Genomic DNA, 26,974 nt, shown 5'->3' on the forward strand with positions numbered 1-26,974 from the left:
CGGGGCGCACTGGCTATCCGGCGGACGGGCGGAGCCGTGGTACCTGTTCGAGCAGATCGGCGGTGGTAACGACCGTGGCGAATTCCCCGTCTAGGTTTACCCCGGTCATCCGAGACAGGACAGCTGCCGCGACGTTCTCACCGTCCTGAGCGATGCGGTCAAAGGTATGGGTGGCGTCCAGGGGGAAGTACACCCGGTAACCGAGGTTGCCCCCCACTCGCGCTGTGGTCTCGCAGCAGTGGTTGGTCGTGATCCCACAGACGACCAGTTCCTCGATGGCGTTCTCCTGCAGCCAGGCGTGCAGGTCAGGAGTGCCATGGAAGCTGGAATTGACGCTTTTGGTGACCAGGAGATCCGGGGTGCCCGTGATGATGTCCTTGAACGCGTTTCCGGGGTTGTCCGGGTGGAGAGGTGAGGAAGGCGCGGTGGAGTCATGGCGGACGAAGATGACGGGTCGACCGGTTTCCCGCCAGCGCGTCAACAGAGCCTCGATGTTCGCCTCGCACGACGGATTATCTCGCGGACCCCAGTAGGCGGTCTCATCGAAGGCTTGTTGGACGTCGACAAGCACAAGAGCGGCGCGCGGATCAAGGGCTCGAGGCAAGGACGGGTTATCAGTCATGGTGTTCCGTTCAGTGAGGTGCGTCGTTCAATGAGGATGGTATCGCGCCACGTGCCATCAGCAGGTCCGTACGACATGAGTGCGATTCGTTCACGTCGGCCGATAACCCGGAATCCGGCGCCCTCGTGCAGGCGCAGGCTGGCCGTGTTCTCCGGGAAGACCGAGGACTGGATCGTCCAGTGCCCATTCTCCTCGGCGGCGGTGATGAAGCTCTTCAGGAGCAGACTGTGGAGCACACAGCCGTCGCAGGCAGCTTGAGTTCGACGTTGCTCGCTGCCGTGATGTCGCCGGCGATCCATGCAGTGATGGAGCGTACCTGTTCGTATCCGGTGGCGAGCAGGAAGGTGGGCGCGCGGCCATAGCTCTTCATTCCTGCCAGGAAGAAACCGGGCTCCGGGTGGGTGAGCTCGGCGAAGCCATGCGGCTCTACCGTCCCGCAGGTGTGCACATTCGGGTCAATGAGCGGCGCGAGGCGCTTGGGCGCTTCAATGATTTCGTCTAGTTCGAGGCGGATCTCCCGAAGCATGGCAAGGTTCGGCCGCAATCCGGTGGCGCTGACCACGAGGTCGGTGTCGTGCTCGACCAATTCGCCAGCGCGAGAGCCATAGACGCGGACTCCGTCGTCGGTGCGGCCTAAGCGCACAATCTCGAATCGGTCGACGACGGCGATGCGCCCGGCGGTGACGAGCGCGTCGACACGACGCCCGATCGACGCCCGCGCAGCGAGTCCGTCGTCGTCGGAAGTCGTAACTCGGACAGCGCTTGCATTCCGGATCAACCACGTGATGCGGGTTTTCGGTTCCTGCTCGGTGAGCTCCGCCAACGCCAGCAGCGTGTTCGCGGCGGAGTGACCTGCGCCGACCACCGTCGTGTGCCGGCCGGCGAACCGCTCGCGGTCCCGGCCGAGCACGTCGGGCAGGGCGTGGCTGACCCGGTCAGTAACGTCGGCGAGTCCGAGTGGATCCAGTCCCGACGAGGCGAGGCTGTTTGGATACGCGTAGGTGCCGGACGTGTCGATCACGGCGCGCGCAGTGAACTCCTCGACGCCCTCAACGGTTCGCGCACGGAGCAGGAACGGCGTCGACGCACGAAGTGCAGTGCGCGTGCGGTCCATGCCCCGCCGAGTCACCGCCTCAACCATGACGCCGGTCCGGATGCGGTGGGCGAGTGAGTCGAGCGCCGCCAGCGGCTCCAGATAGTTCTCCACGAGTTCGGCACCCGTCGGGAGACCCTCGGGGGCCGGCAACTGCCACCCAGTTGCTTCGAGCAGTCGGCGCGACGCGGGGTCAACGACGTGCTTCCACGGCGAGAACAACCGAGTGTGCCCCCACTGCCGAATGCTGGAGGCGATCTCGTCGCCCGACTCGTAGATCACGAATTCGATTCCGCGCTCGACGAGGTTGGCGGCAGCAGCGAGCCCGACCGGGCCCGCGCCGATGATCGCGACCGGCAGGGATTCCGGGCTGCGCTGATGCAGGCTCATTGGGCAGCAAGAACTAGATAGATCGTTGCGAGGGCCAGCGTGGTCGGGGTCATGATGAGGCGTTCAAGTTTGCTGCGGGAGATTCCGTTCATGACAACGCCGAGCACGAAGTATGCCGTCATCACCCACATCGTGATTGCCGTGAAGGATTCGTTGACCACCGGCGGGACAAGGCTTGCCTTGGCCAGGGCCGCATAGGCGAAGAGGACATATATGCCTATGGACAGGGCGCTCCCGGCTCTCAGCTTGGCAGGGAGGACGCGATGCTGTCCGCCCCAGGCCATCCTCCCCAGCGGTGCTCCGGCAATGAGCGCACCTTGGAGAATTGTCAGGCCGGCCAGAACTGCGCAGGCAAGTATTGCAAGAAACTGATCCAACGGCATTACGTGTCCATCCTCTTATCCGGCACACAGCGAGCACTCCCCCGGCTGAGGGAGAATCTCTTTCGGGACGCATGGCTGCGAAAACGCTGCCGGCGCAGCTCCAATTCAGGCTGCTCGGTCGCTCCCCCCTCTGCGGCACCGCTCCTGCACGCGCCGAGCGCCCGCACGGCCCGTCGAAACAAGACGAAACCCGTCAGGAATGCGGTGCCGACAACGAAGGAGCCCCGGGCAAAGGGTGAGAATGACCTCGTCACTGTAGGTTTCAAAGCACATCGCTTTCTATCTGTCAGATATATTGTACTGACATATCTAACAGATATGCCCGGCGATTGTTTCTCATTTCACGCGTCGGGCGCCGGAGCGCATGATTGTGAAGCGGAGAATCGCGGCCAACCCCATCAACGGAATCATTGCTGCATGACTGAGAGTCATCATCGTCCCGGCGGTCATGCTCCCCACCAGGAAGGGACCACTAGTAAGGACCGCAGGAAGAAACATCGCTGCCGACATTTCTGCGATGGCTCCCCAACTGTGACGTTTACAGATCATGTAGAGGGTCATCGGTATGGTCATGTTGAGCGCCATGGCGAAGTTCGACAGGACGGGCAGCCGGCTCCACGGATCGCTTACTCCGGCGAACCCCGCCAGAAGATCGTAGAGTGGGTCCAAGGCGAACATTCCTGCGTACATCAACACGACCATTACGGCGAAATGCCCGACGAGGTGGAAGAGTGCTGATCGGCGCTGCAGGCCAGCCTGACCGATCTCCATCGAGGAATCACGCGAACGGACGCGAAAATACGGCATATGCGACGTCATAGTGTCACCTGCCCCTGGACCGGGATTCCGCAGAGAGGGCGGCGTGAAGATGGCTCCTAATCGTGAAAACATGCGTCTCGATTCATTCAAGGGGTGAAGGGCCGTCGCTCCATGCGCCCGGGTTGCTCTCACGCTACGGAATGCCGCCAACGGGTACATCAGCCTTCGGGACGTTCCCCAGCACATCCAACCGGCACCGCGGTATACCACGCGATCGAGAAATCATGTTGCTGCGTACGTTGGGGTGGTGTTCGACGCACGTGACGGCGCATTCAGACCGCTCCGGGGCCGCCTGTCGGCCCCCAGATGAATCGACGGTCAGGCGCGAGTCGCGGTCAGCCGTCAGGAAGTGGCCTCTGCCGCTGAAGGCGCCGGCCTGGATCCCGCGTCCGGACGCCCGTTTAGAGGGCTCAGCGCCTTTCCACGGATCTCCCCTGGGCGACGGGAAGAGGCGCGGCGATGAACTCGAGGACGGCGTCGAGAGTGAGGTCCGCCGATAGGATTCGCCGATGCCCGAGCCCCTCGGTGGCGACCAGGTGCGAGCGCTCACCGTGGGCGGCGTGAAGTTGTTCCGACTGCTCGATGTCGACGACCGGGTCCACTCGATCATGAAACAGCAGCAGAGCGACCGATGCCGGAAGTGGGTTCTGGACCCCGGAGAAGCGTGAAAGTGCATCGGGTTCGTTCTCGAAGACCCGGCGCACGAACGCTGCGCCCAACTCAGCCGTCGCGGCCGGCCCCAGGCCAAGAGACTGCCCGAAGTAACTGAGCAGGTATCCGGGTTCGGCAACCCCCGAAATTCCAACTACACGGTTCGTGTCCAGGCCATTGGCCACGGCGGAGATTGCGCCGAGCACACCGAACGAGTGGGCGACGACGGCTTCAAAGGATCCGTGCAGGCGCTGCAGCTGGACCATTGCGTCGACGTACTCGCGCACGTCGGTGTAGCGTCCGTCGGAACTTCCGTTGGCGGGCGCATCGAAAGAAACGACGGTGTAGCCTTCGGCGCGTAGCTCACGGATGAGGCGGGCAAACTGGACGGCCCGGCCGCGCCAACCGTGCACGAGCAGCACCGGGCGGGCGCCGGTTCCCCACTGGTAGGTGACGACGTTTTTGTTGTTCACGGTGATGGTTCCCACGCGAGCGCTGTCGTGGGTTGCACGTTCGTCCGGGCGCACGGGCAGACGGCTGCCCACACGCCTGAAGAGGATAAGGGCGAGTCGACCAGCCAGGCGCGGGGAGAGAGTTTCAGCAGCGGAAAAAGCCATTCGGATGACACTAGGCATGCTGGTCTCCTCACCAGAAGAACAATACGGACGACCGTACATGTAACAATACGGATGATCGTACTACTAAACTGATGTCATGAAACCACTCGACGGTCGAAAAGCCCGCGGCGACGAGTCACGCCGCGTCGTTCTGGCTCGTGCCGTTGACATTGCGTCCGTCAACGGGCTTGAGGGGCTCACTATCGGGCGTTTGGCAGCCGAGGTGTCCGCGAGTAAGAGCGGCGTGGCCGCACTCTTCGGCACCAAAGAGCAGCTCCAGCTCGCCGCGATCGAGACTGCCCGCGGCATATTCACCGCCTCCGTCATCGACCTGGCACGCACACAACCTCGCGGTCTTCGCCGGCTGTGCGCCCTCCTTCGAAGCTGGATCGACTACTCTGCCGATCGTGTTTTCGAGGGCGGATGTTTCTTCTTCGCTGTTTCCGCTGAATTCGACTCTCGGCCCGGCGTTGTGCACGACGCCATCGTGCGGGCTGTCGACGAGAGAGACGCATACATTGCCGCCAACATCGGTCACGCCGTCGATCAGGGAGAGCTGCTCGACACCACCGTCAGCCGACAGCTCGTGTTCGAACTCACTGCTCTGATCGAGGCGTCCAACTCGTACTCGCTCCTACGTATGTCTGCGGAACCGTACGAATTCGCTCGCCGCGGCGTCGTATCCCGACTCCTGGCGAGCGGCGCCAACATGACGGTTCTCGCTGAGGCTGGCCTCGTAGATCCGGTCCCCGGCAAACCTGGCACCGGTCGACCTTAGCCGCCGAGAAGCGCGGTACCCAACTCGCTTCGGAAATAGAGTACAACGCGGCCATGGCGCGTCGACGTGACGAGGCGTCCGGCGTGGAGTGCCCGCAGGTGCTGGTTCACTGCGGACGTCGTAACGCCCATACGAAGGCCGAGGTCCGTGGACGAAGTTGGCTCGCTGAGAACCGCCAGCAAGGCCGCCCGGGTTCGGCCGAGTAGTTGGATGGCCCCTGCATCAGTCGCCGACGTGCTTGTCTCCCACATCGCACCCTGGCCGCGTGCCGCGTACAGAATCATCGGCGGCCCGCTGGGATCACTCGGTGCGCTGGCGCCGCTCGTGAAAATGGTAGGCACGAAAGTCATACCGCGCCCTGCCACTGCCTTCGAGGTCGTTAGTTTGCACTCCACCTGCACAGAAAGGACGGCGTCGGCGATGGACACCCTGGTGTCAATGGTATTTATCATCGCGGACAACCCAACCTGAGCAATCTGCCGACCGCGATAAGCAATGTCAGCCTCGAGAAGGGTGCGCATCCGAAGCCAATGTGGTTGAAAGCAACTCTCCCAGTACTGCTCGAGAATGTTGGCCGTTCGGTCGAGAGCGGCTCTCGGATCGCCCCTCAGCGCGGCCGGTATCTCACCATGTATAGCCTCGATCTGCCGCGTGAAAAGCGAAGGATCAGTCGACCGGAATCTGTCCAGCTCGTCGACGATCCGCGTCAGGGGACTTCCCGGTCGCGGATTGAGCAGGTCCGGCGTGCTCAAGCGCGTGTCGATAAGCGCGAGCAGCAGTTCAGTGTCCAGGCGTGAGCGCGCCTTTTCCGTGCGCCTCAGCCAGGGAAGCTGGAGCGGAAATCGGGCAGGGTCCTTGAGGGCACGGAGCGAGAGCCCCATCTCGCACAGGGGTGAAATACCGAACCGCACTTCGCCAACGTCTTCCTCGTTCAGCGTGTAGGTCAGCATGAAGCAATACCCTACATCAGTTCTTTTGCGCACTCACCTCTGGCAGAACTGACATATGCCTACTGAAGCTCCCGCAATCGACCGCATCGAAGTGCACCCCGACGGCCCATCAAGCCACCAGATGTTACGAATTCTCGCCACCCAGATATTCTTGAACTCTCTTGGACGCGGTGTTTTCCTGGCTCTCACCGTCCTGTACTTCACATTGATCGTCGGACTGAGCGTCACGGAAATCGCCGTCATTCTTACTGTCTCAAGCGCGTTGGGCGTGGCCACGTCGTGGCTCGGTGGCAGCCTCGCGGACAGAGTGAGCGCCAAGCGACTCCTTCTCGCGCTCCTGGTGGTGGAAGGGCTTGCCTTAGTGTCCTATGCTTTCGCCTCGTCGTTTATGGTTGCGCTCGTCATAGCCTGCGTGGTGAACGGGGCCAGCAGTGGCAGCAAGGCCGTGAGAGCGACCATCGTCGGCCGGGCCTTCGAAGGCGAAGTCCGGATCAGGACACGAGCGATTCTACTTACTGTAGGAAACGTCGGAATTGCACTTGGCGGCGCGGCGGCGAGCATCCCGCTGTTGTTGGATGCCCCGGACGCGTACCGCCTGACAATCGGTATCGCCGGTTTCGCGACCTTGATCAGCGCCGCGCGTATCGTCGCCCTGCCACGCCGCGTCGACGCTATTGTGCTGTCCAAGGTCGATCGGGCGGCCTCAGCTCACCTGGTTGGCCGGTCACCCTGGCGGGACCCACGCTACCTGGGGCTGGCAGCGCTCTCCGCACTGTTCGGTATCCAGTTCGGTCTCGCCGAAATTGGCCTCCCGTTATGGGTCTTGCACCACACGCAGGCCCCGGTGGTTGTCGTTTCCATAGCTCTGATCGTCAACACGGTTTTGGTAGTCGCCCTGCAGATTCCGCTTTCGCGCGGTAGCCATGACATACGACGCGCAGGAAAAGCGGTTTCCTTGGCGGGCGTATTCATGGCTATTGCGTGCGCCGTCTACGCTGCGTCCGCAGGAGTGTCGCCCGTACTGGCTCTCGCGCTGATCCTCGCCGCAGCTGTTGCCCACACATTCGGCGAAATCCTCTCCTCGGCGGGAATCTGGGGCCTTAGCTATGAGCTCGCCGACCCGCGTAGCGCCGGCGCATACCAGGGACTATTCGCGATGGCGTTCTCAACCGGCACCATGGTGACCCCCGCTGTTATCGCCGTCACCGTTGTAGACAATGGAACAGCAGGTTGGGTCGTACTCGGCGTGATCTTCCTCTCTTCATCGGCCGGCATTCGCGCGATCGCTCATCGTGCCCCGTCGAGCGCATGATCGTGCTGCACCGTTCATGGCGACCGAATGTCAGCCGCAGAACTAGGACGTGACCACGAATTCACGCCTCTTGAGAGGCGACCCGGGTGTGGCATGGATAGGATTCCCCAATGCGTCTTGACCGGTCGGGCTACGAAGTTGATTTTCTCGACACCTTCGAGGGGGACGAACTTGACCGATCGCGTTGGGTTCCGTCGTACCTTCCTCAGTGGGGTAGTCGCGCGTTGTCTGCTGCGCGGTACGCGCAGCAGGATGGCAAACTCCGGCTTCTGATCGAGTCGGATCAGCTTCCGTGGTCGCCGGAGCACAATGGCCGCTTACGCGTGTCGAACCTTCAAACCGGGGTTTTCGCGGGTCCCGTCGGCAGTGAGATCGGCCAGCACCGCTTCGCGGCGGGGTTGCGCGTCCGCGAGGCCCAAGATGAGCAGCGTTTGTACACGCCGCTGTACGGAATCATCGAGGCGCGGGTTGCTGCGATCGCCGATCCGAACTGCATGGTGGCGCTGTGGATGATCGGCTTCGAAGACCAACCCGACCGTTCGGCGGAGATCTGCATCTTTGAGATCTTCGGCAAGGACGTCGCCGCAGACAAAGCGGTTGTGGGCATGGGGTTACACCCGTTCGGTGACACGCGAATTCAGGACGACTTCGTCAAGATCCCCATGATGCTGGATGCCCGTGAGTTCCACACCTACAGCGTCGAGTGGCTGCCAGGCGAAGTCAGGTTCTTCATTGACGATGAGCTGGTCGCATCCATGGAACAGTCTCCCGCCTATCCGATGCAGCTCATGCTGAACGTGTATGAATTTGAGGCGACGGCCGCAGAAAGCTACCCCAAAGTGTTCGAAGTCGATTGGGTGCGGGGCTGGCGACCATTCTCCGATACGACCGGTTCGTGACCACGCGGTGAGCACGTCGCCTTCGCCCTCCACTGAGGACCAGCGATAGGCGACGTTCATCAACCATCGGGCCTACAGGCGCTACTCACCACGGCTCGCAGGCTAGCGCTGTAAAGCCTCGAGGGACGGGTGAAGGTGCTTGGTGCCGAGCGCAACTGCTGCCTGGCGTGTGGCCGCCAAGAGGGCCTCATCAGTGGATGCGCCGGACAGGGTGGCATCCAGATAGCCCGCGAGAAACGCATCGCCGGCGCCGTTTGTGTCCCTGACATCCACCGCCACCGCGTTCACACGGTGAAGCCCGTCGGCGTCGAATGCAACGGCGCCGTCTGCGCCGAGAGTACACACCACTGCATCGGCGCCTCCCTCCACCCGTGCGCGCATGAACGGCACCGGTTCATCCATTCCATCACCGTTCATGAAGATGAAATTGGCCGCCTCGATGAACGGTTTGTGGAATTCGGACAGGCCGTCGTAGTCGTGCACATCCGTCCAGATGGGTATGCCAGTACCCGCGGCCGCGGGGAGGAGAGCTCGGGATGTCTCGGACAGGTCCATCACCAGCGCCGCTGCATCCACACTCATCGCCTCGAATCGGGCGATGTTCGGTGCGATGAATTCGGGTACTGACAGGTAGATCGACACCCGCTCTCCGGCAGGCGTCATCAGGTTCAGGTGCCGTTCGCTGTCGCCGGGAATGTCATCTGCGACCACGGTGATGTCGGCGGACTCGAGCGCCGACCGCAACCGGTCGGACTCGGGGTCGTCGCCCAGCACGGTGTGACATATGACGTGGCGGCCCAGTCCTGAAAGGTGCAGCGCCTTTCCTGCAGACGTTCCGCCGATCGTCTCGAAATGCTCGAGGGCGAACTGAGTGTGGGGGTGAGGCTCCGGCAGCCGGTCGAGGTAGACAAGCTTATTCCACGAGACCGGCCCGCAGATAAGAATGTGATCGTGCACTGCTCGGAGCCTCAATCCTCAAGGGGGTCTGCGGGTCGGACCAGATTGACCCGGGCCGCTACGCGGCGCGTCGCCGACTCCCGGCGATCGCCACTGGCATAACTCTACGCATTGACTGAATCTTCAGCGCACGGAATCGACTCTTGGGAACGGCCATTCCGCGGCACCGCAACCTCGAATCGGAGACCCGTGTCAACCAGGCATGTCGCGGCCAACACACTCGCGCCAAACTGACGCGTCACGAGCGCCAGCGCCACCGTCTAGACCGTGTGCTCAGCTCCGTGAGCAGGTCTTTCAGCCGCCCCGTGACGTCGTGGAGATCGCGGCCGCCGGTGTCGATGTCTCTGCCGACACGGTCGACGAGTTCCCAGTCTCCGTAGCGCTTGCCAGATATGATCGGCCAGCCCATAGCGAGGCTGTGCGCATCGGTGAAATGGATGCTGGGCTGGGGGTCAGTCATGGAGTTGTTCCATTCAGAGTGCCGCCTCTGTCGGCGAGTGGGGCTCATGCCCCAAGGTCCCGCGGCACGCCGGGGGTGAGCCACTTGAGGCGATCAGTCAGACCGGCTCCTGCAAATGAAGCCACGATCTCGTCTTCTGTTTCTGTGAAGTGTTCCCAAGAGGAGTAATGAATCGGTACCACGATGTCGGCTGCGAGAGACGCGGTGAACTTGGCTGCGCTCGCGCTGTCCATACTGATCATCTGGTCCCCGAGGATGGCGAACTTCGCCGCGCCGAGGTGCAGCACCGCTACTCCGATCGAAAAGAGTTCGCTGATTTGATCAAGGTCGCTTTCATAGGTGGTGTCGCCGGAGATGTACAGGACCTTCTCTTCCCCAGGCACCCGGAGGATGAACCCAATCACGTCTCCTGCGGGACCGTGATGTGCAGGCGTCGCTGTGATGATCACAGACTTCTCACCCACCACGACCGTGTGGCTGCTCCAAGGCGCAACGCCCACCGCGTGGCCACCCAGCCGTCCCGCACCACTTTGGGTGGTTATGACGAGCTTGCCGTCCAGCAACCTCCTGCCGGCCTCATCCAGGTTGTCCGGGTGTTCGTCGTGGCTGAGCAGCACGGCGTCAATCGGAGGGAGTTCGCTCGCGGGTATGGCTGGCATGGTGGTGCTCCGCAGGACTACCGGCCCCGAGACATACTCGGTCGGAGCGGGGTCGAACACGGGATCGGTAAGGAACGTCAGCCCCCCGAATTGAACGAGCATTGTTGCTGTGCCGATATGCGTCAGGGTTGTCTGCATGGGTCTTCCTCGGAATCTGGATTTTCAAACGCTCGTACCGTTTGATCGGCACGGCATTCATGGTTAGGGGACAAAAGCCTGCATCGCTGGCGAGAGGGCCAGCAAACGAGCTATAGTAACTATACGCACGATCGTACAGTATGTTGCAAGTTTTTATGAAGTGCGATGAAATCGGGGCCCTCCAGGTCCCCCTCGCGATCTTCGACCTCATGGAAAAGGCGGTCGAGGGCACTGGGCGCTGGGCGTCGCCTTCGACCTCCCGTTAAGGAATCGCGCTTGACGTGGTACCCCATAGGGGTATAGCTTGATACCCCTACCGGGTATCTCTCGGTCTCTACTGTCATTTACTAAAAGGAGCAGCAATGAGTTCGTTTACAGACCGCGGTAGCGGTCGGCGCTGGCTGGGCTTGGCTCTCATCGCCACAGCTCAATTCGTGGTAATCATGGATACGTCGATCATCGGTGTTGCTTTACCGGACATCCAGCGTGAGCTCGGGTTCACTCCCGAGTCGCTGTCTTGGGTTTTCAACGCTTATGTCGTGGCCTTTGGAGGGCTGCTACTGCTCGGCGGGCGGCTATCCGACCTCTTCGGCGCACGGAAGGTCTTCATTGGGGGTTGGGCGACACTGCTCATCGGCTCGGTCCTGGCCGGAGCTGCCGGAACAGTCGCTTTCGAGATCGCGGGCCGGGCTGTGCAGGGAGTGGGTGCCGCATTGATCGCCCCTGCCGCATTGACCTTGCTCATGACCCTGTTCGGGGGAACACCGGACCTCCCGAAGGCCTTCGCGATCTATGGTGCAGCCGCCCCGATTGGAGGAACAGCTGGTGTGTTCCTCGGTGGCGTGCTTACTGAATATGCAAGCTGGCCTTGGGTCTTCTACATCACGATTCCCATCGCTCTGCTCGTCATCATCGCGGCCCCCTTCGCACTGCCGGCCATACCGGCACGCAGCGGGTCAATTGACGTGGGCGGAGCGCTGACAGCAACTGGCGGGCTCACGGCGCTGGTGTATGGGATCGTCCGCGCCCCCGAGGCCGGGTGGGTCGCACCGGAAACTTTGACCGCTTTCATCGCCGGCGTCGTGTTGCTGCTCCTGTTCTTCGTCATCCAATCCCGCAGTCGACAGCCCCTCCTCCGGCTCGGCATCTTCAAGGCGCCACAGCTCGGGGCGGCGAACCTGGCACAGTTGCTTCTCGGCGCAGCATGGATTCCCATGTGGTTCTTCCTGAATCTCTACCTTCAGCAGGTTCTGGGAGCGGGAGCATTCGCATCCGGCGCCGCACTGCTGCCGATGACCGCATTGATCGTAGTCGGCATGATTGCCCTCGCTCCACGACTGCAGGCCCGATTTGGGGCCAAACCGATGATTGTCAGCGGTCTGCTTCTGCTGAGCGCCGGCCTCGGCTGGTTGGCATTCGCGCGGCCAGACGGCAACTACGTGGTCGATGTGCTTCCGGCTTCTCTCGTCGCCGCGCTGGGAATGGCGCTTGCCTTCGTCCCATCGCTCGGAACGGCCATCTCCAGTGCACGGCCCGAGGAAACGGGCACGGCCGCCGGTCTGGTGAACACCAGCTACCAGATCGGTTCAGCAGTCGGGCTCGCTGCTCTCACCGCGGTAGCCGCCGTGTTCACGGGCGCAGCCGGCGATGCGCCTGCGCTCACAGACGGCTACTCCGCCGCCTTCGTGGGGGCAGCCATCATCGCCTTCGTGGGGGCCCTGGTGGTCACTGTTACCCTGCGGCCTGCAGTTGCTGCAGTGCAAGAACCCGCGATGTCGCAAGCAGCGGTCTGAACCGCCCAGTGGGGCAGTGGCACATCATGCCATGCCCCACTGGTCCGCGCCCTTAGGTCGCGTCCCGTTGAGTGGTGGAGTTTGGGACTGCCCCCGGTTTGGTTGACTCCTGACCTGTGGAGATTCGTCTTCGCTGGAAAGATGTCATCATGCCCAAGCCCTACCCACCCGAGTTCCGCCGCGATGTTGTCGCGGTCGCCCGGAAGCACGAAGCCCCGTTGAATCAGATCGCGAAAGACTTCGGCATCTCGGAGTCCTGCCTGGCGAACTGGCTGAAGAAAGCCGACGTCGAGGAAGGCGTCAAGCCGGGTGTGACCGAGAAGGAGTCCGCGGAACTGCGGGATGCCAAGAAGCGCATTCGGCTGCTCGAGCAGGAAGCCGAGGTCATGCGGCGGGCCGTCGCTTATCTCTCTCGGGACGTCAACCCAAAATGATGTACCCGCTGGTCCGTGAACTGGCCGTCGACGGTGTTCTGGCGGCTCTGCTCCCAGCAACGGCTCTGGAGCGTGTTCGCGAAGAAACGCGGCCTGACGCGCAAGGCCGGCCCGCCCGCCCACGACGACCAGGTCAAGCGGAAGTTCACCGCGACACGCCCGAACCAGCTCTGGCTGACCGACATCACCGAACACCGCACCGACGAGGGCAAGATCTACCTCTGCGCGATCAAAGACGTCTACTCGAACAAGATCGTCGGGTACTCGATCGATTCGCGGATGAAGGCGTCCCCGGCCGTCGCCGCGGCCCGGAACGCGATCGGCCAGCGCACCATCGACGGCACGATCCTGCACTCGGACCGAGGCTCCCAATTCCGCTCCAAAGCGTTCCTGCGAGTGCTGAAGACCAACGGCATCACCGGCTCGATGGGCCGCGTCGGAGCATGCGGCGACAACGCCGCCTCGGCAAGCTCACCCCACCGTGCAGGTCAGCGTTTCTGATTCGCCACAGTGAGCTCAGGAACGGGAATCACACCGTGAGTGCGCCGGCGTAGACGCCGGTGGGGGTCTCGTTCAGGGCCTCCAGTTGCCGCATGTAGCGGCGAGTGGAGGCCTCCCACTCGGTGTGTTGCTCGACAAGAAAGCAGGCCACCCCGATCAGGACGACCACGGTCTGGGAGATTGACCGAGTCGTCGACTCTCCGCTTCGAGCTGCGGTCAGGACCGGACGAGGCGGGCGATCGCGTCGCTGGCCTCTTTGATCTTCGCTTGCGCATCGGGGCCGTCCATACGGGCGGCGTCGAGCACACAATGCGCGAGATGGTCATCGAGAAGACCCAAACCAACAGCCTGCAGTGCACTGGTGAGCGCGCTGATCTGCGTGAGGATGTCGATGCAGTACTTCTCCTCGTCGACCATCCGAGAGATTCCTCGAGCCTGACCTTCGATCCGACGGAGCCGCTGAAGATACTTATCCTTGTCCGTGATGTACCCGTGCGGGTGTTCGTGTGTGACGGGCATTGAAGTCATTTCCAGTTCCTTCGTTCTCACGGCCGAGGACGGCCCGGGTGCTCGCTTCGGGGCCGAGATCCATGCGGCGCAACAGCTGCGTTGAGAGCGACCATGACCGTGGACAGAGACATCAGGATCGCGCCCAGTGAATCGTGGACATATCTTGTCCTTCGTGCATCTCGCGGGTGAGATCAGCCACGTGAGGTGCGTCGTGGCCTGGTGACGTCGGCATAGAATCAGGGTATACCCCGTTAGGGTATTAGGGCTAGTTTGCGTTGCCCGGCTCAAGCGGCGCTCCTCGGGGTTACCCCTGCGAGGCCGTTGAACGCTCCCGTAACGATGTTGAGTGCCACAATACCCACGACAACGGCGATCTCGCGGTCGCTGTAGCCGTGGGTAGGGAGGCCGTCGATTTGCTTGTCGGTGATCGACGTCGGCTCTCGACACACCTGGAGGCCGAGGACAATGATCTACGCCATGTTGGCGGCGTACTTGGCGGGATTCGAGTCGAAGGCGGGCCCACATCCGCCGCAGCAGAGGTAGTACCGCTCGCCCTCGTAGTCGCGATACAGACCGGTCGCTTCGGCAGCCTTCTTGCTGACGGGGTTGCCGACCATCACCGGGCAGGTGGTGATGTCTTTCCCCACGCCGCCGAGCAGGTTCTCATGGTTGTTGCTCGCCGCGGCAGGGGTGGGCGCGCTTGCGCTGCAACAGCTGGAGGTCGCCTCGTGGTCGTTCATCATGTTGGGTGATTCCCTTCGTATTCATATTGATGGTGTGGGGTTGGTCGCGTTGTTACTTCGCGACGCTTTTGAACCCGCGCAGGCGCAGGCTGTTACCGACGACGAAGACGCTGGATATCGCCATCGCTCCCCCGGCAAGCATGGGGTTGAGCATTCCAAGCGCCGCGATGGGGATCGCCGCGACGTTGTAGGCGAACGCCCAGAACAGGTTGGTCTTGATCGTTGCGAGCGTCTTGCGGGACAGGCGGATTGCGTCGACCGCGCTGCGCAGGTCTCCGCGCACCAGGGTGATATCGGATGCTTCGATCGCGACGTCAGCGCCGGTGCCCATGGCAAGACCAAGGTCGGCCTGGGCAAGGGCAGGGGCGTCATTGACGCCGTCGCCGATCATCGCTACGACCTTTCCTTCGCGCTGCAACCGGGCGACAACGTTTACTTTGTCCTTCGGAAGAACCTCGGCAATGACTTCCTCAATGCCCACCTCCATGGCGATCCGCCGGGCTACTGCCTCGTTGTCACCGGTGAGCAGGATCGGAGTCAATCCGAGCGCCTTCAACTGAGCGATCGCGTCGGCGCTGGTCGGCTTGACGGTATCGGCGACGACGAGGATGCCCCGCGCCCGCCCGTCCCAGCCCACAGCGACGACAGTCTTGCCTTCACCTTCGGCGCGCGCCTTCGTGGAAGCAAGTTCGCGGCTCAGCTGTTGAGACCACTCGGCGAGCAACGAATCACGCCCCACCAGTACGGCGTGGCCATCGACAATTCCCTGCACGCCCTTGCCTTCGATGTTCGCGAAGTCCTCCGGGGTCGGTAACGTACCGACCTCCTGCGTCGCCCCCTTCGCGATTGCCTGCGCAATCGGGTGCTCCGAGGCGTCTTCCAACGCCCCGGCTAGGCGCAGCAGCTCAGCACGATCCGTGCCGGGCTCAACGACAACGTCGACGAGCGTCATCTTGCCAGTGGTGACAGTACCTGTCTTGTCCAGAAGGACAGTATCGATCTTGCGCGTGGACTCCAGCACCTCTGGGCCCTTGATGAGAACACCCATCTGTGCTCCGCGGCCCGTGCCGACAAGCAGCGCTGTCGGCGTCGCCAAGCCCAGCGCGCAGGGGCACGCGATCACGAGGACCGCGACGGCAGCGGTGAACGCCGCGGTCACGGGGAACCCTGCGCCCAGCCAACCGCCCAGCACGACGAACGCGATCACGATCACGATCGGCACGAACACGCCGGAGATCCTGTCAGCGAGGCGCTGCACCTCGGCCTTGCCCGTCTGAGCATCCTCGACAAGCTTGGCCATCTGCGCCAGCTGCGTGTCTGAGCCGATCCTGGTCGCACGCATGACGAGGCGACCGCCAACGTTCGTCGTGGCTCCGGTGACGGCGTCGCCCTCGGCAACCTCAACCGGCACCGACTCGCCGGTGAGCATGGAGGCGTCCACGGCGGAGGTGCCGGAGATCACTACACCGTCGGTGGCGATCTTCTCCCCCGGGCGCACGATGAACTCGTCACCGACCTGTAGGTCTTCAACCGGGATCTTCGTCTCGATCCCACCGCGAAGCACCGAGACCTCTTTCGCGCCAAGCTCCAGCAGTGCTCGCAAAGCCGCACCGGCCTGCTTCTTTGACCGCTTCTCGAAATATCGGCCGGCGAGGATGAACATCGTCACACCGGCGCCCACCTCGAGGTAGATGTTTGCCGCACCATCGGACGGGGCCAACGCAAACTCAAACTGATGCGTCATCCCCGGAGTCCCCGCGGTGCCGAAGAACAACGCATACAGCGACCAGAGGAACGCGGCGGAGGTGCCAATAGAAATGAGGGTGTCCATCGTCGCGGCCCCGTGCTTGAGGTTCGTCCACGCCGCCTTATGGAAAGGCCAGGCCGCCCACAGGATCACGGGGGCTGCGAGCGCGAGCGAGGCCCACTGCCAGTAGATGAACTGCAGCGCTGGGCTCATCGCCATCGCGATTACCGGCACGGTCAGCACGATCGAACCGATCAGCCGGTTACGCAGCGACGTCAGCTCCGGGTCCGCGTCGTCGGCGTCACCGGAGGCCGCGCCGTCCTTCTTCCTGTTCTTGGGGACGGGCATCGCGGCGGTGTATCCGGTCTTCTCGACCTCGGCGATCAGCAGCGCTGGATCGTAGCCATTTGGGACTGTGACCTTCGCCTTTTCGGTGGCGTAGTTGACTGTCGCGGTGACACCGTCGAGCTTGTTCAGCTTTTTTTCGATCCGCATCGCGCAGGAGGCGCAGGTCATACCGCCGATCTCCAACTCGATGCCTGTGCCCAAACTCGGGGGCGCTGATGTGCTCATGTATTGTTCCTTCTCTTAGCTGTTGGGAAAGGGTGAGACCTGACGCTCAGTGCCCCTCCATATGCGATCCGGTCTCGGCACCCGTGGAGCCGCCGCTGCGGGCGGCATCGAGCACGAACTCGGCGGTGTGGACTTCGCCATTCACCTGAAAGTCCAGGTACAGCAGGTAACGGCCCGCAGTCGGGGCCTCTGCGGCAAAAACGATTTCCGGCCCGGCCGTTTCGCCAACCTTGGGGTCTTGACCCTCGGCGTGCACGTGTAAGAAGGCGAGATCGCCCTCACGCAGCGCAACGAGGTGACCGAACGCTCCCAGGTACGGCTCCAAGGTGGTCACCGGTTCACCATCACGGCTGATGGTGATCATGAGCTCGCTCGACGAGCCCGCCACCATTTCGCCGTCGATCGACACCGTGAAACCAGCGACCTGATCGACCTGAGTCGGCTGCGGCGCCACAGGGGCGAACTCCCCGGCCACCTGAACCGTGCGAGTGAGGGTGATCCCGGAGGCCTTTGCCCCTGCCGGCGTGAAGTCTGCGAACACGCGGTAGCTCCCAGCTTCCGCCCATTGCCAGGGCATCGACCACGTGCCCGATGGCTCGTCCAACACTGGGTGAACGTGACGGAACTGACTGCCATCTGACCGCGCCACGATCAGATGCAGATCCTTGTCGTGTGTGGTCGTGTACTCCGTGACCGGGGCGCCAGAGGCATCCCGAATCTGGAAGCTCAGCTCGCCGAGCTCACCAACAGATGCAGGCGTCTGAACAGGCGAGAGCTCATACCCGTCAACGCCAAGAGCAAGGCCCTTCAGCGTGACCGCGGCGGCAGACTTTACCTCGGCGCTGCCGGCATCGTGGCCCTCTTCATGACCGTTCATTTCGCTCCCTTCCGTCCACCCCGTAACGACGCGGTCAGGCACGACGGCCCCGGCGATCCCAAACGCGCCACCGAACGCCACCACAAGGCCGAGTCCGTAGACGGCAAGACGCACGCCGGTATTCATGCCGCCCGAACCGCCGAGTAACCTGCTTCCTCCACGGCGGCCAGAACCTGGGCATCGTCGACCGGATCAGAGCCTGTCACAGCGAGCTTGCCCGTCTGCGCATTCACCTCGATGCGGTCGACTCCAGCGATCTGGCCGACCTCTTCACGGATCGACATCTCGCAGTGCCCGCAGGTCATGCCTGTCACCTGGTACTCGTTCGTGGCCATTACGTATCCTCTTCCTCCGTCGTGGTACCCCTACCGGGTACATGTATCGGTAACTCTATACCCCGCTGGGGTATTCCGCAACGATAGAAGTCGGGACGGTGGCCACTAATACTCGATGCAAAAATTGCCCTCATCGGTCCCACGAAGCCGTAATGCCACCGCACAGATACGGACAGATTTCCCGAATGACCAGTGCGGCACCGAAGCGCAGATCAGAGGTTGTCGCGGAGGCCCGCGACGAATGCCCGTGAACGGAGTTCGAGCTTTTCGATTCGTTTGAGTCGCGCCGTGTCCCGATCGAAGCCGGTGTAGGCGAGTGGAGGAAGCTTGCGCACGTTGGCTGAGCACTCGAAGTTCGCACAGACCAGGGTTGCCACCGTATCGCCGGCCCGTCCGGCGGGCCCCGTTCTTCTTGCGGTGAAGTAGTGAACGTCATTGGGGAGGGTGACGTCCTCGCACCAGGAACATTGCGGGCGAGAGCGGGCACGGCCGGAGGACTGCCGCATCATGATCCCGGTCGGCTCATCGTCGAGGTGGGTGACGACGTAACCGATGTTGGGGACTTTGGGATCTTTCCATCCCAGGTAGTCGAGGTCTGTCCAGACAAGGTTGTCGAATTCGGGCGGCAGCTTGACGGCCTTGCGTTCTCGAAGGGACGTATTGATGAAGGATGCGCGCACATCAGCAGCGGTGAGCTGTTTCACGTTGGGTCCTTTCTCGGTAGTGAGTGGATGTCAGCTGGATGGCCAGTGACTGAGGGTGAAGTGCAGCGCGTTCAGGGCGCTGTCCCACGATGCACTGGCGGAGCGGGTGCCGCGGCTGAAGCCGCCACCGCGTTCAAGCAGGACAAAGCCGTGGAAGGTGGAGTGCAGCAACCGCACGGCATCCGTTTCGTCGGGTTCGCTCAGTGCGTAGCCGCGCAGGATGGCTCGTGTCATGGCAGCGTGGCGCCCGGCAGCACTTTGCTCGGCGACAGCAGGCTCCAAGGACATTTGCGTCGACGCGTACCGCCCGGGATGATTCAGCGCGTACGTGCGGTACGCGTTGGCGAAGGCGACGAGCGCGTCGCGCCCGGCTCGCCCCGCAAGTGCCGCGCCTACCTGATCCGCAAGTTCCGCCAACGAGAGAACTGCTACCCCGGAACGCAGTTCGTGGAGGCTGCGTATGTGGGCGTACAGGCTGGCGTCTTTGACCTCGACGAGCCGGGCGACCGCGGACATCGACACATTCTCGAATCCGTCCGTGTCGGCCAGGTCTGCAGCAGCGGCGATGATGCGGGCCGGAGTAAGTCCTGCGCGTGCCATGAGCGTCCCTTCCTTCGTTTCCTAGGATAACACTAGTTTTACCTAGGGGTCCTAGTCAACCCTCACATTCTCAGAGGCGGTCGGCGAACGGGCCGACCGGCGAGAAGGCATAGTCGGCGAACCGCTCCCCAACGAGCCGATGACTCGCCGCGTCGGGGTGCAGGGCGTCAGCGAGCGGATGGATGGCGGCATCCGCCGAGTCGTAGAGTCGTGTCCCGTCCAGATAGTGCAGGTTCGAGTCGCGTGAGCGAGCCTCCACGATCGACGCCAGGGCATCTCGGATCACGAGCAGGGTGAGGCGACCGAATTTCGCGATGCCAGCCCGTCAGCTCCACCACCTCAGTGAGGATCCGGGACTTCCCCGAACGGTCAGCGCTCCGATACGCGAGCGCTTTCTTCTTCGTCACAGCCTGGCCGTTGCGTCATCGTCAGCTCGATAGAAACGGGCGTAGCCCAGATCCACCAAGTTGGAAACCAACACCACCAAGCGGAGGTTTTCAAATGAGGCAATGAATACAGCTACGCGGAGGTTTTCTATGAGTCAATGCGGCCTGTTGCCGGCCGTGAGGTTCGATTATGATGCGCCGCAGGGTGCCAGTCGTGCTCACAGAGAAAGTGGTCAAGTCATGTGGTCCACCATCCGCCGTACCGGTTCGGAGGGCGCTGTCCGCCAGCGCCGCCGCGGGCGCACCGCCTTAGCGACAATTGCCCTGTCTGCCCTCGTCCTTGGCGCGTCCCTCGGAGTTCCGGCGACCGCATCAGCGGCGGACGACGCGCCCTTCATCACTGGTCCATCCGACGCTGATCTTGTTGCTGTTTTGAGTGGCGTCAACAACAAGTCAGGTGGACCTGGCACGCAGTTCTGGTGGAATCACACCAATCTGACCGTCGCGGTGACGGCAGCACCCGAGGCGAGCCCTGATGGAGTGCGTGCCCTGCGCGATGCGGTGGCGACGTGGAGTGGAGTGCTTGCACGTCGACTCCCGATGGTTTCGCTGGTTGACGTCACTGGTACCGGTCGCTCGCGAGCCGCTGACATCGTCGTGCACTACGTCCCGCACGCTGGTGGAGTCGCGTGGGGCGGGAACGCGACCTGCGGTTCCCAGCACTGCTCGAATGTGATCATCAAATCGGAGGAGCCGCCCGGCGGGCCGTACCCCGACTTCGATAACCTTCGGATCTATCGGATGGGGTTGCACGAACTCGGACACGCCCTTGGACTCGGACACGCGTCGCCGCTCAACACCTCTACGGACATCATGGCCTACGGGTGGGCGAACGTGACGGTTGACCCTCTGACGGGGAACTACCTCTATGACTACCGCACGCCGATTCTGTCGGACTGCGATATCGCTGGCATCGCCGCGGCCTTCGCATGGGCGTTGAACGGCGAAGCCCCGCATCCGGCAACAGTGGCTTTCGTTACTTGTTGAGCTGTTCCGGAAGCCGAGGCTGTCGCTCGGGTGTAGCCGAGCCGGTGCGGCACTGCCCCCACCTTGACGCGGGTGCAAACAACGCTGTTCGCGGCGAAGAGGGTGATCTGCTCCGAAGCGTACTGGGTGCCGCGGTCCGAGTGGAAGATCACGGTCGCCGGCCGGTCTCCGCGCAGCACCATGGCCTTCGTGAGGGCGTCCTGGATGAGGTCGGTGCGCATATGGTCGGCGATGGCCCAACCGATCACGCGGCGGCTGTGGGCGTCGATGACGGTCGCCAAATACACCCATCCCTCCCCCGTCCTCAGGTAGGTGATATCGCCCACCCAGACCTGGCTCAGCGCCCCGGTGTCCCACTCGCGTTTCACGGCGTCGACCGGGTAGGCGTCAGCGTGGTCGATGATGGTGGTCGTCTTCCATTTCTTCGGGCTGATCCCCGCCAATCCGAGGCGTTTCATGGTCACGGCGTCCCCGCTCACGTTAGACACACTACGTGGCTCTACAGCAGAAACTGCGGGGTCTGACTCCCTGACTTTGGCACTGCCGATCTCGGACGTGTCCGGTCACGCCCTCGTCTCACCTGGCGAGGCGCTCCCGGCGCTCAAACGGTCGGGTGCCAGAGCTCGTCGGGGCGCGCCAAAAGATTCTCTCCTGAGGCCGCCCAGTACGGGGTGGACAACGTTCAAGCTGACTGGAACGCGAATGCTCTCGCCAAGGCGAAGTCTTACCAGGGCCAAATGTCCATGTCCCCCGAGGCAATACGTGACCAGCTCACGAGCGAGTATGGGGAGAAATTCACCCTGGAAGAAGCCGACTACGCGATCCAGCATCTGAACGACTAGCTGCTGTCTCACGAGGAGAACCCTGCCCTTTGGCGGGGTTCTCCTCGTTCCCGGCACAAAAAAATGGCTCGAACCCACGATCCGTGGGTTCGAGCTATTCCGATGTCTTGCGACATCACATGGTCGGGCTGACAGGATTTGAACCTGCGACCCCTTGAAGGTTCTGGCCCTAGTTCAGTCGTTGCCGACTGTGTCCGAAAACCCTCGGATTCCCTTGTGTTTACGGGGAACCGGGCGGTTCACTGCCTCTAATTGTAGGTCATCGTTTTGGGTCAAATAGAGATGAATTGGATGAGTAAATGATGACCATGGGAGCCACTTTAAGCGACACGTCGAGCGCCTGCTTGGCTCGCCCGCACAGGGTTCTGCTGGGGCGAATTACCGATATGGAGTTAGGCACGGTGAGAATACCTTGAGGTAGTCTGCGGACTTGAGACTACCGATCGGTAGTGCGCACCTGGTAGACTACCGATCGGTAGTTTCAGCCGAGGTTGGCCAATCCAAGGGAGTGAACGTGCGCGCGATTATTGAAACGCCCGAAGACCTGGGCAACCTCGTGCGCCGAGTGCGTACCAAACATGGGCTGACTCAATACCAGCTCGCCGAACGCCTAAAAACCTCACAGCGTTACATCTACGAACTCGAGGCTGGGAAACCTAAGCGCGCTGATGCTCGGTACTTCAACCTGCTGGGGCAGCTTGGAATTCAGTTGACGGCAGATGTCGCCAATGAGTGACCGCGACCTGCCCGTCACCCTCTACGGCATCCACATCGGTGAACTCGCCAGGACCGGCGGAGGTGGGACGTTGTTTCGCTGGTCCGATGACGCCGAGGAACGGTGGGGATTCAACTCTCCTGTTCTCAGTCGATCCCTTCGGGTTGGCTTCAGCAATGTTGCTCGGACCGAATCATTCTTTGGTGCGCTTCTTCCTGAGGGCCAGAACCTCGTGAACTTGGCACGGGAAGTGAAGGTAGCAAGTAACGACCTCCTCGGGATCCTCGAGAAGGTCGGCGCGGACCTGGCCGGTGCCCTCCGCGTCGGCAGCGCCCATGAGGCGACCGAGTCGGAGAACCTGACCGGTGACGAGGTTGATGCCCTCCTGGCAAACGCCTCGGGGTTCCTGGTCGGTGGCGGCGGTTCGGCCCTGCCTGGCTTCCAGCGAAAGCTGACACTCACTCGCGGTGCGGACGGCACATGGCTGCGCGGCAACGGAACGATTCCCTCCACGCATATTCTCAAACCTGTCGTCGAGGACTATCGAACGGCCGTGGAAAACGAGAACTACACCTTGGGCCTGGCGCGAGAAGTCGGTTTGCTGGGATTTGATTCCTGGGTGGAGAAGATTGGGCGCCATACCGTGCTCGTCATCGAGCGCTATGACCGCGAGCGAGACGGAAGTTCCATCGCCCGCATCCATCAAGAGGACGGAGCGCAGGCGCTGGGGCTGTCCTGGGGCGGGGACGCGAAGTTCGAGCGCGACGACAGCCGCTCCTCCCTCCGCTCCCTTGCGGAACTCCTCGACACCCAGCGGACTGTGTTCGCGCCATACCGGCCCGACGCTGAGATGCTGCTGCGCTACACCACCTTCAATGTGGCGGCTGGCAATACCGACGCGCACGCCAAGAACTTCAGTTTCCTGCATGACGCGAACGGTGGGACCAGGCTTGCCCCTCTCTACGACGTGACGCCACTCGCCCTCCGCTACGACGTAGACCGGACTATGGCGATGAAGGTGAACGGTGTCCACTGCCAGCCTGACATCACGGTGGACGACCTCGTGGCCGAGGCTGAGGAGTGGGGACTGCCGGAGAGCTCATCGAGGGCGATCGTCGAAGAGCTACTCGAACGGCTCGTGGAAGCCACTCGTCAGCTCGACGCTGATGCTTCCATCCGCTCGCATACGCCTGGTTACATTCGCGGGCAGGCTCAGAATTTGGCCGCGGGAAAGCCCGCGGGCATCATCTCGTCTGAGCCTCTCATGATGCAGAAGAGTCATCCATGATCCAAACGTCACGTGGAAGGGTTCACCCGGTCGCACGTCGTACTCCTGGAAGAACCGACTCAGGACGCCGCCCCGCTCACCGACGGGCACTGATCGAACGAACGCGCCGCACCCACCCTGCGCGAGCGGGCGAAGGGATGCTCGTCCAGCGACAGCACAGCCGGTGCGGGGGGGCTTACTCTGCGTCCTCTCCCGACTCACCTTCGACGGCGCGACGAGTGTGGACGACGCCATGCGACGACTCGCAAAACGGGAGCCCGCGGAGCTCCGCGGCCTCACCCGGCAGTAGCAGGCGACGCTCGCCCGATTGTTGCGCCGCCTGGACGGCCCTGAGTAGTGGTGAGCTGAACTCCGTCAGGCGCCTGGGCGGGCCACGTCATCGATGCGTCCGTCAGTCGTCGGAGTGATCGCGCCCTGGGCGGTAATGTAGGCGAGCAGGTCATTCGCCATCAGATTGCGGGTCACGCCCTGACCATCGGCCAACTCGACGTACCCGTCACCACCGGCGTTGGTGAAGTCGTTCGTCGTCGCGGTGTACGTCGTAGCGTCCTCCGCGACCACCCTGCCGTCGTCGAGCGTCACCGATGTCACCCGCGAACCGGCCGGTTGCGTCGAGTCGTACGTGAAGCGGAATCCGGAGATCTGGAGGAATCCGCCGAACGCGTTCGGTGCCTGGCCGACACTCCGCTCGAGAACCGCCCAAAGCTGTGCCCCGGTGACCGTCCGGGTCAGCGACTGATTGCCGAACGGCAGCACCGAGTAGACATCGCCGATGACGAGGTCGTACGGCGGGCCTGCCGCGTAGCCTGGAGTCGGTCGCCGGAGGGTCGTGTCCTGTGGCAGGTAGGACGAGGGCAGCGGGGAGCGCAGACCACCACCATTGGTGAACGCGATCTGCGTTTCGTAGGCGGCGCGCAGCGCGTCGGCGGTGAGGTCTCCGAGGGCGACCTCACGGATCCGCTCGATGTTGCCGCCGCGCGGAAAGATGCCGGTGGCGACCCCGATGACCCCGTCGAGCTGCGCGGCGAGCTCCGCGCGGTACGGCGCCAGCAACTCGACGACCCTCGGGTCGGGCTGCACCGCGCTGGTCACCGGGACGACGAACTCCGAGCTCGCCGTCACGCTTCCGCCGTGGCGACGGTCGTAGTGCAGCGTCGTCTTGGCGTACGTCGCGCCCTTGCTGAGGTTCTCGAGCACCAGTGCGCCGTTGATCGTGTTCCTGTACTGCACGTTGGTGTGGTCGCCCAGGATGAGGTCGAAGCCGTGCACGTCCTGCGCGAACTCGGTCAGCGGGCCGGTGGGCTCACCGCCCGCGTCGGTGCCCTCGATGCCGAGGTGACCGATGGCGATGATCACCTTCGCGCCGAGCTTTTCGGCTTCAGCGCGGGCGGCGTTCGCGGCCGCCGCGGGGTCGGTGATCTCGATGGTGCCCAGCGCGCCCGGAGCGACCAGCGTCGGAGCCTCGGGATTGGTGACGCCGATGACGGCCACCTTGACGCCGCCGACCTTCTCGATGACGAACGGCGCCACCCCGGTGAGGTTGTCATCGAGGTTGGCGAGGTTCGATGACACATAGCTGAACTCGGCGAGATCGATCTGCTCCTGCAAGTGCGCGAGGCCCTTGTCGAAGTTGTGATTGCCGAAAGTATCCGCATCGAAGCCCGCGTAGTTCATGAAGTCGATGGTCGGGATGTCATCGAAGAACGACGAAAGGGGCGGGCTCGCTCCCACCGCGTCCCCACCTGTCAACAGGAGGGTGTTCGGATTCTCCGCCCGGTCACGCTGCCAGTAGGTGCTCAGCGCGGCTGCCCCTCCGACGTTCACGTTGTTGACGCTGAGCGGATCGAGCTGACCATGGAAATCGGACACGTTCAGAACCTGAATGTCGACCGTATTCGCCCGCGCGCCCGCTGAGGCGGGGAGCGAAGGTACTAGGCCGACCAAGGTCAGACCGGAGACGGCTATCGTCGTCGCGAAGAACTTCAACTGATTGCGCATTTCGCTCCTCCATCGCAGCAGACATCCACAGACTATGTGGCCGTGCGGCGTGCGACAAGACCACAATTCCGCGTCGGAGAGCAGATCGACCCTCCGGCATCGAGCATCTCGGCGATCGTGTGCGTGCCCCATATTGCTTCGAACACGACGAATCGACGTTTCGTCTCCCCCGCGGTCTTCTCGATTCCGTCACCGCGCTGATGGCGGCAGCCGGGATCACGATCGACGCCGTCTGGGCCATCCCCGCCTCGGAGCCCATCGACCTTGAGTTTCAGCTCATCCCAGCTGTCCCGCTGCCCACTGCCCGGCACGATCTGGTCGCCCGACTTCGGCTGCCAGTCGAGGGGCCCGGCCAGCAGGTCAAGCGCGACGTTCTCCCATTGCGCTTCGGAGAATCCCAGCGGAGTTGTGGTGGTTATCGGTCATCCGTTCGGCTGCTGGTGGTGTCGGCGCCAAGTTCTGCACCAAGTTCTGCTTCAAGGGTTTCGATCGACGGCAGGCTGGAGGCGAATTCCTAAGGAAGCGAGTTCGTGATGGCGCTCTTCCACTCCGCGACGCCGATCGGCGCCGAGTAGTCGCGGAGCGCATACTCCGCGACGACATTGTTCTTCGTCTTGCAGAGCAGCAGGCCGATGGTGGGCTTGTCCCCCGGCACGGCGAGCAGGTCATCGACGGCGGCCATGTACATCCCAAGCCGGCCGAGGAACCCGGGGTCGAACGCCGTGGCCTTCAACTCGATCACCACATAGCAGCGCAGGGTCAGGTGGTAGAAGAGCAGGTCCGCGAAGAACTCGTCGTTGCCGATCTCGAGCCGCACCTGCTCGCCGACGAACGCGAAACCCTGCCCGAGTTCCAGCAGAAACTTCTGCACATGGGTGACCAGCTGGGTCTCGAGCTCGCGCTCACTGCGCCGATCGGTGAGGGCGAGAAAGTCGAAAACGTAGGGATCTTTGGTCAGCTGCTGCGCGAGATCCGAATCCCCGGGTGGCAGCGTTGCCGCGAAGTTCGTGACGGCGCGCGCCGATCGCTCGTGCAATCGCGTCTCGATCTGGTGAACAAATTCCTCCCGCGGCCAGCACTCGGCAAGTGCTCGCATGTATTTCAGGCTGCGTGGTGAAAAGCCTCGAGCCTCGGGAAGCTGTGAACGCAGCCC

At 62.8% G+C, this 26,974-nt stretch carries 28 protein-coding genes and 2 pseudogenes; 8 read left to right on the top strand and 22 right to left on the bottom strand.

Annotation, left to right across the window (positions count from 1 at the left end; genetic code table 11):
* Nucleotides 1-13 precede the first annotated feature (13 nt).
* The 6 genes and pseudogenes from E3O32_RS04740 to E3O32_RS04765 all read right to left on the bottom strand — a co-directional run bounded on the left by E3O32_RS04740 (nucleotide 14) and on the right by E3O32_RS04765 (nucleotide 4,593).
* The gene (locus tag E3O32_RS04740) at nucleotides 14-622 is read right to left on the bottom strand and encodes a cysteine hydrolase family protein (RefSeq protein WP_134507372.1); all 609 of its coding nucleotides are present in this window, start codon (nucleotides 620-622) and stop codon (nucleotides 14-16) included.
* Nucleotides 619-843: pseudogene (locus tag E3O32_RS04745) on the bottom strand (N-acetyltransferase family protein); the annotation flags it as partial. The pseudogene E3O32_RS04745 and the gene E3O32_RS04740, both read right to left, overlap by 4 nt.
* The gene (locus tag E3O32_RS04750; RefSeq protein ID WP_134507373.1) at nucleotides 837-2,105 is read right to left on the bottom strand and encodes an NAD(P)-binding domain-containing protein; all 1,269 of its coding nucleotides are present in this window, start codon (nucleotides 2,103-2,105) and stop codon (nucleotides 837-839) included. The pseudogene E3O32_RS04745 and the gene E3O32_RS04750, both read right to left, overlap by 7 nt.
* Entirely contained in the window at nucleotides 2,102-2,488 is a 387-nt protein-coding gene (locus E3O32_RS04755) for a hypothetical protein (RefSeq protein ID WP_174776484.1), read from the bottom strand. Before E3O32_RS04755 ends, E3O32_RS04750 begins: the two co-directional genes overlap by 4 nt.
* A 336-nt stretch (nucleotides 2,489-2,824) precedes the next feature.
* Nucleotides 2,825-3,307 carry a hypothetical protein gene (locus E3O32_RS04760; protein ID WP_134507374.1) on the bottom strand — a complete coding sequence of 161 codons (483 nt, stop codon included), beginning with the start codon at nucleotides 3,305-3,307 and terminating at the stop codon, nucleotides 2,825-2,827.
* Nucleotides 3,308-3,717: 410 nt separating this feature from the next.
* Entirely contained in the window at nucleotides 3,718-4,593 is an 876-nt protein-coding gene (locus tag E3O32_RS04765) for an alpha/beta hydrolase family protein (protein WP_166790771.1), read from the bottom strand.
* A gap of 79 nt (nucleotides 4,594-4,672) precedes the next feature.
* Here E3O32_RS04765 and E3O32_RS04770 point away from each other — a divergent pair, with 79 nt between their 5' ends.
* On the top strand, nucleotides 4,673-5,353 hold the full coding sequence (locus tag E3O32_RS04770; protein ID WP_134507376.1) for a TetR/AcrR family transcriptional regulator: 681 nt from the start codon (nucleotides 4,673-4,675) through the stop codon (nucleotides 5,351-5,353).
* Here the strand turns inward: E3O32_RS04770 and E3O32_RS04775 are convergent.
* The gene (locus tag E3O32_RS04775) at nucleotides 5,350-6,303 is read right to left on the bottom strand and encodes an ArsR/SmtB family transcription factor (RefSeq protein ID WP_134507377.1); all 954 of its coding nucleotides are present in this window, start codon (nucleotides 6,301-6,303) and stop codon (nucleotides 5,350-5,352) included. The two genes, E3O32_RS04770 and E3O32_RS04775, sit on opposite strands and share 4 nt — an antisense overlap.
* Before the next feature lie 55 nt (nucleotides 6,304-6,358).
* On the opposite strand from E3O32_RS04775, the gene E3O32_RS04780 reads away from it, so the two are divergent.
* Both E3O32_RS04780 and E3O32_RS04785 read left to right on the top strand, forming a co-directional pair.
* The gene (locus E3O32_RS04780; protein WP_134507378.1) at nucleotides 6,359-7,615 is read left to right on the top strand and encodes an MFS transporter; all 1,257 of its coding nucleotides are present in this window, start codon (nucleotides 6,359-6,361) and stop codon (nucleotides 7,613-7,615) included.
* 110 nt (nucleotides 7,616-7,725) lie between these two features.
* Nucleotides 7,726-8,514 (top strand): glycoside hydrolase family 16 protein, encoded by a 789-nt coding sequence (locus tag E3O32_RS04785; RefSeq protein WP_134507379.1) that lies wholly within the window; start codon nucleotides 7,726-7,728, stop codon nucleotides 8,512-8,514.
* Nucleotides 8,515-8,616: 102 nt separating this feature from the next.
* Here E3O32_RS04785 and E3O32_RS04790 read toward each other — a convergent pair whose 3' ends face one another.
* The 3 genes from E3O32_RS04790 to E3O32_RS04800 form a co-directional block, all read right to left on the bottom strand.
* Entirely contained in the window at nucleotides 8,617-9,471 is an 855-nt protein-coding gene (locus E3O32_RS04790; RefSeq protein WP_134507380.1) for a carbohydrate kinase family protein, read from the bottom strand.
* A gap of 238 nt (nucleotides 9,472-9,709) precedes the next feature.
* Nucleotides 9,710-9,931, bottom strand: a complete 222-nt coding sequence (locus E3O32_RS04795; RefSeq protein ID WP_134507381.1) for a hypothetical protein — start codon at nucleotides 9,929-9,931, stop codon at nucleotides 9,710-9,712.
* Nucleotides 9,932-9,975: 44 nt separating this feature from the next.
* Nucleotides 9,976-10,728, bottom strand: coding sequence for an MBL fold metallo-hydrolase (locus E3O32_RS04800; protein ID WP_134507382.1), 753 nt, complete (start codon nucleotides 10,726-10,728; stop codon nucleotides 9,976-9,978).
* A 362-nt stretch (nucleotides 10,729-11,090) separates the two neighbouring features.
* On the opposite strand from E3O32_RS04800, the gene E3O32_RS04805 reads away from it, so the two are divergent.
* On the top strand, nucleotides 11,091-12,521 hold the full coding sequence (locus E3O32_RS04805; RefSeq protein WP_134507383.1) for an MFS transporter: 1,431 nt from the start codon (nucleotides 11,091-11,093) through the stop codon (nucleotides 12,519-12,521).
* A gap of 149 nt (nucleotides 12,522-12,670) precedes the next feature.
* A pseudogene (locus E3O32_RS17445) lies at nucleotides 12,671-13,426 on the top strand (IS3 family transposase); the annotation flags it as partial.
* Nucleotides 13,427-13,484: 58 nt separating this feature from the next.
* On the opposite strand, the gene E3O32_RS17185 reads toward E3O32_RS17445, so the two are convergent.
* From E3O32_RS17185 to E3O32_RS17695, 10 genes are all read right to left on the bottom strand, one after another.
* Entirely contained in the window at nucleotides 13,485-13,625 is a 141-nt protein-coding gene (locus E3O32_RS17185) for a hypothetical protein (RefSeq protein ID WP_166790772.1), read from the bottom strand.
* 47 nt (nucleotides 13,626-13,672) lie between these two features.
* Nucleotides 13,673-13,984 carry a metal-sensitive transcriptional regulator gene (locus E3O32_RS04820; RefSeq protein WP_134507385.1) on the bottom strand — a complete coding sequence of 104 codons (312 nt, stop codon included), beginning with the start codon at nucleotides 13,982-13,984 and terminating at the stop codon, nucleotides 13,673-13,675.
* A 452-nt stretch (nucleotides 13,985-14,436) separates the two neighbouring features.
* On the bottom strand, nucleotides 14,437-14,709 hold the full coding sequence (locus E3O32_RS04825) for a YHS domain-containing protein (RefSeq protein WP_134507386.1): 273 nt from the start codon (nucleotides 14,707-14,709) through the stop codon (nucleotides 14,437-14,439).
* Between the two features lie 52 nt (nucleotides 14,710-14,761).
* Nucleotides 14,762-17,029, bottom strand: a complete 2,268-nt coding sequence (locus tag E3O32_RS04830; protein ID WP_134507387.1) for a heavy metal translocating P-type ATPase — start codon at nucleotides 17,027-17,029, stop codon at nucleotides 14,762-14,764.
* Nucleotides 17,030-17,075: 46 nt separating this feature from the next.
* A complete protein-coding gene (locus E3O32_RS04835) occupies nucleotides 17,076-18,032 on the bottom strand; it encodes a heavy-metal-associated domain-containing protein (protein WP_134507388.1) in 957 nt (318 codons plus the stop codon).
* Nucleotides 18,029-18,241 (bottom strand): heavy-metal-associated domain-containing protein, encoded by a 213-nt coding sequence (locus E3O32_RS04840; RefSeq protein ID WP_134507389.1) that lies wholly within the window; start codon nucleotides 18,239-18,241, stop codon nucleotides 18,029-18,031. The genes E3O32_RS04835 and E3O32_RS04840 overlap by 4 nt, the downstream gene beginning before the upstream one ends.
* Nucleotides 18,242-18,453: 212 nt before the next feature.
* The gene (locus tag E3O32_RS04845; RefSeq protein WP_134507390.1) at nucleotides 18,454-18,945 is read right to left on the bottom strand and encodes an FBP domain-containing protein; all 492 of its coding nucleotides are present in this window, start codon (nucleotides 18,943-18,945) and stop codon (nucleotides 18,454-18,456) included.
* Nucleotides 18,946-18,975: 30 nt separating this feature from the next.
* A complete protein-coding gene (locus tag E3O32_RS04850; protein WP_134507391.1) occupies nucleotides 18,976-19,545 on the bottom strand; it encodes a TetR-like C-terminal domain-containing protein in 570 nt (189 codons plus the stop codon).
* Between the two features lie 70 nt (nucleotides 19,546-19,615).
* Nucleotides 19,616-19,831, bottom strand: a complete 216-nt coding sequence (locus tag E3O32_RS17190; RefSeq protein WP_166790773.1) for an SGNH/GDSL hydrolase family protein — start codon at nucleotides 19,829-19,831, stop codon at nucleotides 19,616-19,618.
* Nucleotides 19,832-20,863: 1,032 nt separating this feature from the next.
* Complete coding sequence (locus E3O32_RS17695) at nucleotides 20,864-21,457, bottom strand: DDE-type integrase/transposase/recombinase (RefSeq protein ID WP_134507392.1); 594 nt, start codon at nucleotides 21,455-21,457, stop codon at nucleotides 20,864-20,866.
* 192 nt (nucleotides 21,458-21,649) lie between these two features.
* Between E3O32_RS17695 and E3O32_RS17700 the strand changes: the two genes are divergently transcribed.
* The 3 genes from E3O32_RS17700 (at nucleotide 21,650) to E3O32_RS04875 (ending at nucleotide 23,823) form a co-directional block, all read left to right on the top strand.
* Nucleotides 21,650-21,820, top strand: coding sequence for an Ltp family lipoprotein (locus E3O32_RS17700; RefSeq protein ID WP_198417527.1), 171 nt, complete (start codon nucleotides 21,650-21,652; stop codon nucleotides 21,818-21,820).
* A gap of 514 nt (nucleotides 21,821-22,334) precedes the next feature.
* Entirely contained in the window at nucleotides 22,335-22,556 is a 222-nt protein-coding gene (locus tag E3O32_RS04870) for a helix-turn-helix domain-containing protein (RefSeq protein ID WP_166790774.1), read from the top strand.
* Nucleotides 22,549-23,823, top strand: coding sequence for a type II toxin-antitoxin system HipA family toxin (locus tag E3O32_RS04875; RefSeq protein WP_166790775.1), 1,275 nt, complete (start codon nucleotides 22,549-22,551; stop codon nucleotides 23,821-23,823). The genes E3O32_RS04870 and E3O32_RS04875 overlap by 8 nt, the downstream gene beginning before the upstream one ends.
* 354 nt (nucleotides 23,824-24,177) lie before the next feature.
* On the opposite strand, the gene E3O32_RS04880 is transcribed toward E3O32_RS04875, so the two are convergent.
* Entirely contained in the window at nucleotides 24,178-25,692 is a 1,515-nt protein-coding gene (locus E3O32_RS04880; RefSeq protein ID WP_198417528.1) for a bifunctional metallophosphatase/5'-nucleotidase, read from the bottom strand.
* Nucleotides 25,693-26,335: 643 nt separating this feature from the next.
* Nucleotides 26,336-26,917: a PDDEXK nuclease domain-containing protein gene (locus tag E3O32_RS04885; RefSeq protein ID WP_134507396.1), complete on the bottom strand. Its 582-nt coding sequence runs from the start codon at nucleotides 26,915-26,917 to the stop codon at nucleotides 26,336-26,338.
* Nucleotides 26,918-26,974: the final 57 nt, after the last annotated feature.

It is taken from the genome of Cryobacterium mannosilyticum, assembly GCF_004402705.1.
Classification (GTDB): Bacteria; Actinomycetota; Actinomycetes; order Actinomycetales; family Microbacteriaceae; genus Cryobacterium; species Cryobacterium mannosilyticum.